The following is a 10,630-nucleotide window of genomic DNA, read 5'->3' as shown; positions in this document are numbered from 1 at the left end:
CATTGCCGGCGGGCTGGGATCGAGCTTCGACGAAGCGACATGGGTGCTGACAACCTATCTGGTTGCGAATGCCGTTGTCTTGCCGCTGAGTGCGTGGCTCTCGCGCGTCTTCGGGCGCAAACGCTACTACATGATGTGCGTGGGATTGTTTACAGCGACATCGTTTCTCTGCGGTATAGCGCCCACGCTTGGATTTCTCCTGCTCTTTCGCGTCTTGCAGGGTATCGGCGGCGGCGGGCTGGCCCCGGTAGAGCAGGCGATCCTGGTTGACACGTTCCCAGCAAACAAACGAGCGGCGGCATTTGCGCTCTACAGCATGGCTATTGTTACCGCGCCTGCAATCGGGCCTCCGCTGGGCGGTTGGATTACGGACAGCTTTTCGTGGCGATGGGTGTTCTTCATCAATGTGCCTATTGGAATTGTGTCGCTGATCCTGAGCAGTCGGCTGGTGCACGACCCGCCGCAGTTCAAGGAAGAAATTGCCCGGCTGCGCGCGAGCGGCAAGCTGCGCATCGACGGGTTGGGCATCGGGCTGATTGCCATAGGTTTCGGATGCCTTGAAGTAGTTCTCGACCGCGGCCAGATCGATGACTGGTTCGGCAGCTCAACGATTGTCGCGCTGCTGGTTGCAGCGATTGCCACGCTGGTTGTGGCGATTATCTGGGAGTGGAGGCACACCGACCCCGTGGTGGAGCTGAAGTTGCTGCAGGACCGCAATTTTGCCGGCGCCACGATCTTCTATTTTCTCTTCGGATTTGTGCTCTTTGGCAGCACGACGATGATTCCGGAGATCCTGCAGACGCTCTATGGCTACACGGCGACCGATGCGGGGTTGGTGCTGGGCCCGGGTGCGCTGGTCATTACCTTTCTTGCGCCGTTTGTGGCACGGCTGGTGCAGTCGGGCAAGGTAAATCCTAAGCACCTCATCATCTTCAGTTATGCCGTAGTCGCGGTCTCCATGTGGTATTACGGCAGCTTCACTCCGCAGACTGACTATTTTCACTACGCATTTGCGCGCGCCGTTCAGGGCTTTGGCTATGCCTTTCTATTCGTGCCTGTGAGCGTGATGGCATATTCGTATCTGCCTCCGCAGAAGAACAATAAGGCGTCGAGCCTTACGAATCTGGCGCGCAACTGGGGTGGCAGCTTCGGCGTCGCCTTTGTCACTACGTTTCATGAGCGCCGCATGGACCTGCATCAGGCGCGTCTCGCCGACGCCTTACATGGTTTATCTCTGGTGGACGCGACGCGCGATTCGCTGACAAAGAGTTTCGAGCAGCTTGGATTTTCCCATTCCGACGCTGCAGCTCATGCCGGCGGTCGCATGTATGACCTGCTGCTGCAACAGGCAAGCCTGCTTGGGTTTACCGATTGCTTTCATCTGCTCGGGTGGGTTGCATTGCTCGGGATTCCGGTCGTCTTTTTCACTCGCGACTTCAAGCCCAGTGGAGGCTCGACGGCTGGGCATTAGACCGTTTTCAGTCGCGCCAAAGCCATGTACTATCGAAGATCATTTTGATAGCACATGGCTGAGATCGGTCCTGTTCGCAAAATTGGGCGTGGCATTGTCTGGTTCGTCCTGCTGCTAATAACGATCTGGGCGATTGCCGCTCTTTGCTTCGATGTGCGCATTGCATGGCTGCGCATTCCATGTGTGATTGCCTATCTGTTGGCGGTTAGTGCGTCGATAATAAAACCAAAGCGGTTCTGGCGGCGTGTGCTGGGTTGCGTTATCTGCTTCGCAGTTGTGCTCGCGTGGTGGCGTACACTGCAGCCTTCGAATGAGGGCAACTGGCAGGTGGATGTGTCGCGGCTCGCATACGGCAAGGTGGATGGCCAGCATGTCACTATTTACAACACGCGCAGTTGCGACTATCGCGCCGAGTTTGATTACACCTGCGCATGGCCGACGCGCGAAGTGGATCTATCACAAATTCGTGGCATGGATGTTTTCGTCGATTATTGGGGATCGCCGTGGATAGCGCACACCATTATCAGTTTTGATCTGGGAAACGGACAGCACGTCGCATTTTCCATCGAGGCGCGCAAGCACATAGGGCAGAGCTACTCGGCGATTCGTGGCTTCTTTCGCCAATTCACTCTGATTTCGGTCGTGAGCGACGAGCGCGATCTGGTCCGGCTCCGCACGAACTACCGCGTCGGCGAAGACCTGTATCTCTTTCACACTACGGCGACGCCTGCCTTTGCGCGCTCGCTCTTTCTTGACTACATCGGGTTTACGAATGGCCTGCACGACCATCCGCACTGGTACAACGCCGCGACCAGCAACTGCACAACTGAGATTTTTGCGCTGAAGACCATGCAGAGCCTGCAGCGCAACTGGACAATCCTGCTGAATGGCAAAGGCGCAGAGGAACAATACCGCCAGGGCAATCTGGCTGGCGATGGCTTGCCTTTTGATGAGTTGATGAAGCGGGCCTATATCAACCCGGCGGCCAAGCTGGCTGACAAGAGCTCCGACTTCTCGAAAAGGATTCGGGAAGGCAGACCTGGATTCGAGAACATCCAGTAGAGTCTGGGAGCGCGAAATACCAGATTGCGGCTACAGCAAGCCGGCAAGAAACGGCGCCACAGCGTGGAAGGCAACACCTCCAAACTTGGCGATCATTCCGGCAATGGTTCCGATTGTCGTTAGCTCTGTTTGCGCCGCGCCCGATGCCTTGACCAGCAGGTTCAGCTTTTCCAGTCCGGATTCAAGCTTGTTCTTCGCCTCCGGGGCCTTCACGTCTTCGCGCATGGGCTGGATAACATTGTCCACGATGGTGCTCTTCATGGCGTCGGGCATGCTAGATTTCTGGATCTCCGCCTTCAGGTCTTCGATAAGCTTGATCAACTGCTGCTGATCGGCTGCGTTTGTAATCGAGACGTTCGAGCTTGCCCCGGCTCCGATCGCTATGCCCGTGCCGGAAATGTTGCCGCCGACGTATGTGCCGCTGTTGTCTGTCATGTATTTGCTCCGTGCTCTGCGCGGATCGCGGTGGCAGCAAGGCTGTGTTCTCCTACCGCAATCCCGGCCCCCTGGATATTTCCATTCACTGTCGTGGAGTGATCGTCCATGTGAATGGTGACGTTGTAAACTGCGCCGGCAGGAACTGACATGACCGGCGTTTGTTCTTTGGTCTTTGGGTTAATAATGTTCAACTGCAACTGGTCCGGGTGGTTGGGATCGGCCAGCGCGACGACTGATGCGGGCATGGACGTTCCGCCTGAGACGTTGATTCCGCCCACAAATTGCAGGCACGGCGCCAGGAATTCACTCCAGCGCTGTGTTTGCACCATTACCATCACTTTTACAGTCGAAACTGGCCCCTGAATCAGAAGAACAAGCAAATGGATGGCTACGTTGAACGGAGGCGGACCGACGGCATCGAATTCGCGGCCCAGAGCTGTTCCAGTCTGCAGCGGTATCTGGCGCATGGGAGCAAAATTGAAAACATATTGTACTTGCAATGACTGCGCCAGTCCCCATGCAACATCCGGCGACTCCAGGTTCTGCATTCCCATAAGAACAACCTGAGAGGTCATTGGATCAATTTCTTCTACTGTCACAATCGCTGGGGTGAACTGGCTGAGTTGCGAGCCCGGCGGCAGCAGCAGATACATACTCAGAGGCTGAGGAATTCCACGCATCCGCGCCATCATGGCGGAGTACTCCATCATGGGGTTCGGAGGAACTACAGTGAACCCCTCCGGCAGAACTGCCGTGAAATTGGCTCCGCGGATGGGTTGCCCATTCAAAGCTGAAGAAGTATAGCTCTCACCGTCTACGTTTTAACCGGAAATATTTGCGGATTCAGACCAGGCTTGCGCCTGCGATGGATTCCAGCACCTTGAGCGGCGATATTTCCGGCCTGACCAAAGCTTCGGGGCAAACAAGGAATGTCTGTTCCAGTGCATATTGGCCTGCAAGCACGGCATGGGGAACAGTGTCGGTGTAAACCATCCAACTGGAGCCGGACGGGAAGTTGAAGCTGTGCTTAGGGCAGTTTGCCTGAAAGTCGGGATTTTCTTTCAAAAAGTTGTGAAAACGCATCATAAAGTCGTCATACGGGCTGCGTTTGATCGAGGGAATGGCTGCGTCAAGTCCAATGCCGCGGCCGAGCGACTTGGCTGCGCGGCTGAGGGCACTGTCTACACGCGGAGCGATTTCGGAAGGCGCAAACTGCTTCACGATGGCAGCAAAGGGATCGCTGACAACCCAGTCACGCGTACGAGCAGGGTGAATGTTATTGAAGAAGCGGAGAATACGCGCGCCATAGGTTGGCCTTGTGGGGAAGGCATCCGTGTGCAGCAGGTCGTTGCGGCGGCGCTGTGGGAGGTCCCGGCCCTCTTCTTCCTGCGGGCGGAAGCTGGCGTAGTCGAGTTGCCAGTTGGCTTTGTACGGCTCGAGAAAGCCGGTCAGGAATTCTGTGACCGACTTTGAATATTTCCGCATGATGCCTTGCAGTTTGGCGACGGCCTCTGCGTCGGCCGTTTTGGTGTCAACACCGCTCAATCTGTCGATGTTCGGCTTATAGGCAATGTTCTTGTGCAGAGAGCTGTCCGTCTGCTGCTGGCCCAGAAGAAACTGCAAATCAATCTCAGGAATCGCTATCGGCGTTTGTGGGAAGTAGAGAATGTCTCCGGCCTCAAGCTGCGCGCACCACTCGCGATGTTGTTCAGGCGATAGCGGCTGCAACTGGTTTAGCGAGATCGGAATGACGGACATGGCAAAATCAGTGGTTGCTGAACTTGGTGCGGAGCCACAGGCTGACAAGCACAATAAGGCTGACGGCCAACACAGCCAGTCCTACCGGCAGGGCAATGTACTGGTAGCTGTCCGCGAAGTCCACATGATGCCCGGCGCCGTTATAGATCAGGATGCCGAAAATGGCGACGAAGCAGGTCGCGAAAAAAGCCGTAATTGCCAGCGCAAACGATAATACCAGTGCCCCGAACAGGCCAAAACTGCCTATTTGAACGCCAAGAAATTTGCTCTGTCCCGCTTGAGTATGGGCAACCATAATTGAGACAATGCGCTCCTCAGCTAGAATACAGGTTTATGGCTGGAGCCGCCCAGATCGAGTTGTTGCCCGCACAGAAGGTGGCGCAGGAAGCACAGGTGCTGCAGGCGCCGAACTCTGTGTGCTACGCGCAGTATGGCGACACGCACCTGACACCGCAGGATCTGGAGCGTATCGTGCAGGCGGTCCCGGATTCAATTGCCGCCGCGCTGAAGCGGCGCGCCTACTACTTTGTTCCGCTCACCATCAGCGAGGATGACGAGACGCTGGTCGCTCCAGAGTACACGATTGATTTCAGCGACCGCGCCATCTGTCACCGTAATGTTTCATTCGGCAGTTCTGAATGTATCTTTATTTCAACGCGATTGATGCAGGACCGCTTCGCTCTGGCGTTCGAGTTCTTCATCAATGTGGGTCATCACTTTGTCGAGTCGGTCGGCGTGCCTCAGAGCTTCAGCGACTTGGCATGGTCACAGGCCGAATCCGATATACGTGGCGAGACCAGCCAGGACGCATACGAGAGCCGTAGAAAAGCGACAGACCGCGGGAGATCGTATGAAAAAGCCAAAAGCACATTCTTCGATGCGGCCTTCTCTGATGCGATTGCAATCTATTTGCTCTCGTTGAGCATCGACTTCGACTATGCCGATCTGCGGGAACGTGAATATCCGCTCCTTACAGCGCCGGCGCTGGCCGAACGTCTGCGGCACATTGCCGGCCTGTTTCCACCGAATGCCGGATATGAGTTTGAAATCCGGTATCGTCGACGCGGATAGCTTCAGGTATCGCAATCAGGCACATGCCGGTCTATCTGCGAGTCCCGGGCACTCCTCTCACGCGTTATAGCTAGCGCCGCAAGGGAATGACTTCGCACAACCGCGTATCGCGCAGGTACACCCCGGCCCACAATAGAATGCCCATGTAAACAGGAAACAGAGTTTCGGCAAACAGCGGATTGCCCACGCGCCACTGCACCGCAACCGCACCCCCAAGATAGCCGGTGAGCAGGATCGCTCCCAGAATCGCGGTCCATGGGACAGCATAGAGAATCGTGCAGATGAGCAGCACGATTCCGGTCGCGACAGTAATGTTGTCCGGCCATCCGAGTTCGGCCTGCGCCTTCAATACGGGCGCGGGTTTGAACAGTTTCATCACGCCATCCATTAACAGAAAAAGCACAACGAAGCCGCTCAACACGCGCCCCGTCCAGAGCCTCTTACGAGAAACCACACTGGCCGCTGCAACTGCCTGCATAAACCCTCCTCGGACAAAGCGAAATTAGGGCCCGTGCTCGTTCTGCGCGGCCCCTGTCATTCAAATCATGATGCCTGATTGGTGTTCACCATCCACGGAATGCCGAAGCGATCGATCAGCATTCCAAAGCGCGGCGACCAGAACGTCTCCGCCAGAGGCATATTCACCTGCCCTTTTTCCGCCAATGCATTGAAGACCCGTTCGGCCTCAGCCACGTCTTTCGCCGAGATACAAATGGCGAGCCCTTGTGGTTTCTGGTGATACTGTGGCGGAGTATCCGCGCCCAATAGCAGTCGATCGCCCACACGCAGCGAAATGTGCATGATCTTGTCGCGCCACTCCGGCGCAGTCTGCGCCGCCATTGGCGACTCCGCGTGCGTCATCTTGAACTCGATCTTGCCGGCAAAAATTTTCTCGTAAGCCTTGAATGCTTCTTCGCAATTTCCGTTGAAGTTCAGATATGGATCGATTTGCATGTTGGTTCTCCTTGGTCCCTAAAATGTTCTTGCTCCGCTGTTGCTATTGAATGTTTCGGTGGCAGACAGTTCTCCTGAGGCGGTGCCTTTATCCACTCGTTTCTCCGTCTCCTCCACATATTCGGGGCTGACGGAGTGCTGCAGTCCGATTTGAAAAAATCAGAAATCGCAATGTGGTTTTCTCCGGTCTGCCGCTTCCGATTAATTTCTCGCTGCGAACTCAGCACGCAGCCGCTCTCCCTGTGCTTTCGCCTCCGGCGTCAGCAAATCAGCAAAGTCTTCGGGCTCAAACACGGGGCGTATTTCAATCTCCGATTCGATGCCGGGAAAGGGTTCGGGGCAACGCCTGACCCACTCCACCGCCTCTTCCATCGACTTCACCTGCCAGATCCAGAACCCGGCCACAAGTTCTTTGGTCTCCGTGAATGGCCCATCGATCACCGTTCGTTGTGATCCGGAAACCCGCACCCGCTTCCCCTGCGAACTGGGCTTGAGGCCATCGGCGGCCAGCACCACGCCGGCCTTCACCAGCTCTTCATTGAACTTGCCCATGGCGGTCAGCATTTCGCTGAACTCTTCTGCTGGCGGCAGGCCCGCCTCAGACTCTTTCGTCGCCTTCACCATTACCATCACTCGCATCGTTGATTCTCCTCAGTTGAATTGCCCGCTCGGGACGACCTACCTTTGTATCCCACGCTCTATTGATCCGTCGAACGGCCTGTCCCAGAATCGACACGATGCATCACTTTTTCTGAAGAATTCTTATTTAACCTGGCCAAAAGCATGCTCAGGAATGCCGCGCTGCCTCGTTTGCTTTCCGACAGGCTCGGCCCCGCGCCGAATATGACTAAGAAAACAGCGATAAGCATGATCGATTGACTGATTCCCACCACTGCTGCACCGCCTGGAATAACGCTCTATTCGTATGTCGAATGAGGGGCAGCGAAATAGACATATCTGAGAAGAAATTTTCAAATTCTTTTGAGGAAAAAGTGGGGAGGGAGTCGTTTCTTGGTCAGATGTAGCGAATCTGGCGCTGAGGATGATTACAAGTATTAAGCCACTGATTCCTGCTCAATCTGCAACGATGAGATATGCGCGAGCAATTCCGCCGGATGAATCGGCTTGTCGAGAAGAGTGAAATCGTGGCCCGCGGCGCGTGCGCCAGCCAGCAGATCTAAGCTCCTCGCCTGTCCCGAAAACAGCAGCACCTTGCAATCCGGAACATTCTTCCGCATTGCAATTGCCAGTTCAACGCCGCTCATACCTGGCATGACAACATCGCTGATAAGGAGATGTGGAGGAATCAGGTTTGCCAAGTCAAGAGCGCTTGCTGCGTCATAAGCAGTAAATGCTGCATAGTTCTGTTGCCGAAGAATCGCAGCCAGAGTATCGGCGATGACAGGCTCATCATCCACCACAAGAATGACTGGGAAAGGAGGTGCCATTGGGGTTTTCAACTGCGTGTTTATCTCAGCTAGTGTGACCGTGTCGAATTTTGATCCAATTGCCATCGCATGCGCGCTCCTACTAAAGCAACCCTAGCAGGTTTGCTACGATACGGGGTAAATCTTTTTGAATGTGTTATTTATAATCTATTTATAGTTGCAGCATTGATTATCGTGCATTGCTGACGTCGAATGTGTTAGGTTATCGTCAGATTAGCGATACGTATTGCTTAACATAAGGTCGCTCTATGGCTAAGAATGAAAATCCCAAATCTGCTCCTATGAATTTTTCTTCTATGTTCCAGATCGATGTCCCCACGGGCCGGAATAGCAAACACAAAGAGATCGTCGCCCAATTATTGAGCGACATTATCCAGCTGGAGCCTGGAAGGGCGCTGAAGATTCCTTTATCGGAGTTACCTGATACAAAGGAGAATATCCGTTCCGCGCTGAACCGGGCCACTCGGGCAAGAGAAATAGATGTCGCAACCTCCAGTGATGACGAATACCTCTACATCTGGCGCACCTGAAAAACTAGGCGACAGGATTTGAGAGGTACAAAACCCTCGCTCTAATAAACAGCTCCGGATAATATGGCTTATTCCCGGCGAGCCTGGCACTCTTGGATGCACGCTGTGGAAAACGATCGAGGCGATATACGCCCCAACCGGAGCACGCAGATGCAGGTACCGAAAGGTATCGTCCGTTTTGGCGAGATTTTGTGGAAGAAGATTGAGGCTGTCCTCACATATCTCCAATATGCATACCTGTACCTGGCCATTCCGCTGATCGTTGTCTGGACCATTCCTTATTTCAGAGCGCGGCTCGAGCGGATCAAATGGTTTGATGAAAATTCGATGCTTGATGTGGTGGCCCTCACTCTGATGCTGGTCATGGTCCTTCTCGCGCGTCTTCACAGGGAAATGGGCGAACTGTCAGAGAATTTGAGACAGGTCGCAGGAGCTGGTTCTAACCTCATCCCGGGAGGAGTCGGCCAGGTATATGTTCATCTTCGGACCGCGCTTGAGAGCGGTGGAAATCGCCGGGGGCGATCCTTGGATGTCCTTGGGTTATCCCTATATACTGCCTGGCCTCAGATCTATTCCTGGATCAGCGATGGGCTATTACACGACATAGAAATCACTCTCTATTGCATGTCACCGGATTTCATCCGGACCCAAAGCAGCTCCATTTCTCCTGATTGGGGCCATCATGCGCAGGCGCAGATCGATTCAATCGCGCGGTTTCAGATAGAAAGTGCCGAAGAAATCAGGGATAAGTCCATCACTTTAAATCTTTCCCTCTATTACTGCTTCCCTGCAATTCACGGATTTCGGCTGGAAAATGGAGAGATTTTTGTCGCCTTTTCACGTTGGGCAGGCAGCACAGGACATCGCCATCTGGCCGATCCAAACTATTTCTATGAAAGATTTCGAGCTTCGGATCGCACGAAACGCGCCGAGGAATATCGCCTTCTCTTTGCCAACTGGATTGACGAAGTGAAACATCGCAAAGCTGTTGTTGCTGGCAAGCCAGCGCACTAAGTAAGATTGTCCTACCGAATCACCTGCAGCGCCGCCCGGAACAATTCATCGAAATTCTCTCCCGCAGCCTTGTTCTTTGCGACCGCCGACTCAATCGCCTTCTGCGCTGCCGGACGCTGATAGCCGAGGTTCACCAGCGCCGATAGCACATCCTCTGCTGCCGGGCCGGCTGATGCGCCCGCGGGTGCTGCGGCCATGTCTTCGAGCTTGTCTTTTAATTCGACGACTAGGCGTTCGGCCAGCTTCTTCCCAACGCCGGGGATGCGCGTCAGCGTTGCGTGGTCCTGCGCTCGGATGGCTGTTACTGTTCTCTCCGGGTTCAGGCCACTCAGGATAGTCACGGCCAGTTTGGGGCCTACTCCGGAGACGGTAATCAGCCGCTCAAACAGCCGCTTCTCGTTGAAATCGAGAAAGCCGAAGAGCGCCAGCACGTCCTCGCGCACCTGCGTATGGATGTATAGCGCGACCTCGGCGCCTTCCTTCGGCAGCGCGGTAAACGTCGGAACGCTGATGGTGACGTCGTACCCCACGCCGCCAGCTTCCACAATGGCCTGCCCCGGCTGCTTGGAAAAAAGACGTCCCCGCAAATGCGCGATCATGCCGTGATTGTAATTGTTGCCATGTCAGAGGGAATGATGATGTGCATGGCGATCTGCGGCGAAGCTGGGCCGTTTTGACGACGCGCGGGTAGAGTGGGATCGAGCCGCCGCGATGACATGTACCGCTCGTGAGCGGGAATTATTGCTGGAGCGCGCACCTGAGTTTGCAGCGCGTTCGGCCGTCATCAACTGACAGCAAGGCTGTCCCTGCCGCGCCGCCGAGTTGCTTTCGAAACAAAATGAGAAGAAAGTTCAAAAACACAGGCGCTATGGGCTAAAAAGTGT

15 protein-coding genes are annotated in these 10,630 nt (G+C 54.9%); 5 read left to right on the top strand and 10 right to left on the bottom strand.

Annotated features, from left to right (window positions below; translation table 11 throughout):
- Both VEV40_RS19100 and VEV40_RS19095 read left to right on the top strand, forming a co-directional pair.
- Window positions 1–1,471, top strand: a 1,471-nt coding sequence (locus VEV40_RS19100; RefSeq protein ID WP_324834649.1) for a DHA2 family efflux MFS transporter permease subunit, incomplete at its 5' end; no start/stop codon positions are given.
- A 54-nt stretch (window positions 1,472–1,525) separates the two neighbouring features.
- Window positions 1,526–2,533, top strand: a complete 1,008-nt coding sequence (locus VEV40_RS19095; protein ID WP_324834647.1) for a DUF4105 domain-containing protein — start codon at window positions 1,526–1,528, stop codon at window positions 2,531–2,533.
- A gap of 30 nt (window positions 2,534–2,563) precedes the next feature.
- Here VEV40_RS19095 and VEV40_RS19090 read toward each other — a convergent pair whose 3' ends face one another.
- From VEV40_RS19090 to VEV40_RS19075, 4 genes are read right to left on the bottom strand one after another with little or no spacing between them, the layout of a single operon-like run.
- The gene (locus VEV40_RS19090; RefSeq protein ID WP_324834645.1) at window positions 2,564–2,968 is read right to left on the bottom strand and encodes a hypothetical protein; all 405 of its coding nucleotides are present in this window, start codon (window positions 2,966–2,968) and stop codon (window positions 2,564–2,566) included.
- The gene (locus VEV40_RS19085) at window positions 2,965–3,759 is read right to left on the bottom strand and encodes a hypothetical protein (RefSeq protein WP_324834644.1); all 795 of its coding nucleotides are present in this window, start codon (window positions 3,757–3,759) and stop codon (window positions 2,965–2,967) included. Before VEV40_RS19085 ends, VEV40_RS19090 begins: the two co-directional genes overlap by 4 nt.
- Window positions 3,760–3,814: 55 nt before the next feature.
- Window positions 3,815–4,729 carry a Kdo hydroxylase family protein gene (locus VEV40_RS19080; RefSeq protein WP_324834643.1) on the bottom strand — a complete coding sequence of 305 codons (915 nt, stop codon included), beginning with the start codon at window positions 4,727–4,729 and terminating at the stop codon, window positions 3,815–3,817.
- A gap of 7 nt (window positions 4,730–4,736) precedes the next feature.
- Window positions 4,737–5,024, bottom strand: coding sequence for a hypothetical protein (locus tag VEV40_RS19075; RefSeq protein ID WP_324834641.1), 288 nt, complete (start codon window positions 5,022–5,024; stop codon window positions 4,737–4,739).
- 38 nt (window positions 5,025–5,062) lie between these two features.
- Between VEV40_RS19075 and VEV40_RS19070 the strand changes: the two genes are divergently transcribed.
- On the top strand, window positions 5,063–5,800 hold the full coding sequence (locus VEV40_RS19070) for a hypothetical protein (protein WP_324834640.1): 738 nt from the start codon (window positions 5,063–5,065) through the stop codon (window positions 5,798–5,800).
- A 70-nt stretch (window positions 5,801–5,870) separates the two neighbouring features.
- Here the strand turns inward: VEV40_RS19070 and VEV40_RS19065 are convergent, their stop codons facing one another.
- From VEV40_RS19065 to VEV40_RS19050, 4 genes are all read right to left on the bottom strand, one after another.
- A complete protein-coding gene (locus VEV40_RS19065; protein WP_324834639.1) occupies window positions 5,871–6,278 on the bottom strand; it encodes a DoxX family protein in 408 nt (135 codons plus the stop codon).
- Between the two features lie 65 nt (window positions 6,279–6,343).
- A complete protein-coding gene (locus VEV40_RS19060; RefSeq protein WP_324834638.1) occupies window positions 6,344–6,754 on the bottom strand; it encodes a VOC family protein in 411 nt (136 codons plus the stop codon).
- Window positions 6,755–6,955: 201 nt separating this feature from the next.
- Window positions 6,956–7,393: a YciI family protein gene (locus VEV40_RS19055; protein ID WP_324834637.1), complete on the bottom strand. Its 438-nt coding sequence runs from the start codon at window positions 7,391–7,393 to the stop codon at window positions 6,956–6,958.
- Window positions 7,394–7,809: 416 nt separating this feature from the next.
- Window positions 7,810–8,268, bottom strand: a complete 459-nt coding sequence (locus tag VEV40_RS19050) for a response regulator (protein WP_324834635.1) — start codon at window positions 8,266–8,268, stop codon at window positions 7,810–7,812.
- Window positions 8,269–8,450: 182 nt separating this feature from the next.
- Here VEV40_RS19050 and VEV40_RS19045 point away from each other — a divergent pair, with 182 nt between their 5' ends.
- The gene (locus VEV40_RS19045) at window positions 8,451–8,732 is read left to right on the top strand and encodes a hypothetical protein (RefSeq protein WP_324834633.1); all 282 of its coding nucleotides are present in this window, start codon (window positions 8,451–8,453) and stop codon (window positions 8,730–8,732) included.
- A 105-nt stretch (window positions 8,733–8,837) separates the two neighbouring features.
- Window positions 8,838–9,746 carry a hypothetical protein gene (locus VEV40_RS19040; RefSeq protein WP_324834631.1) on the top strand — a complete coding sequence of 303 codons (909 nt, stop codon included), beginning with the start codon at window positions 8,838–8,840 and terminating at the stop codon, window positions 9,744–9,746.
- An 11-nt stretch (window positions 9,747–9,757) separates the two neighbouring features.
- On the opposite strand, the gene ruvA is transcribed toward VEV40_RS19040, so the two are convergent.
- Together ruvA and VEV40_RS19030 are read right to left on the bottom strand one after the other, a co-directional pair.
- Window positions 9,758–10,345, bottom strand: a complete 588-nt coding sequence (gene ruvA, locus VEV40_RS19035; RefSeq protein ID WP_324834630.1) for a Holliday junction branch migration protein RuvA — start codon at window positions 10,343–10,345, stop codon at window positions 9,758–9,760.
- A complete protein-coding gene (locus VEV40_RS19030; RefSeq protein ID WP_324834628.1) occupies window positions 10,342–10,464 on the bottom strand; it encodes a hypothetical protein in 123 nt (40 codons plus the stop codon). The genes ruvA and VEV40_RS19030 overlap by 4 nt, the downstream gene beginning before the upstream one ends.
- Window positions 10,465–10,630 lie beyond the last annotated feature (166 nt).

The organism is Alloacidobacterium sp. (assembly GCF_035631355.1).
In the GTDB taxonomy this organism is placed as follows: domain Bacteria; phylum Acidobacteriota; class Terriglobia; order Terriglobales; family Acidobacteriaceae; genus Alloacidobacterium.
The sequence above is the reverse complement of the archived record's forward strand: the minus strand, read 5'-3'. Positions and strand labels throughout refer to the sequence as shown.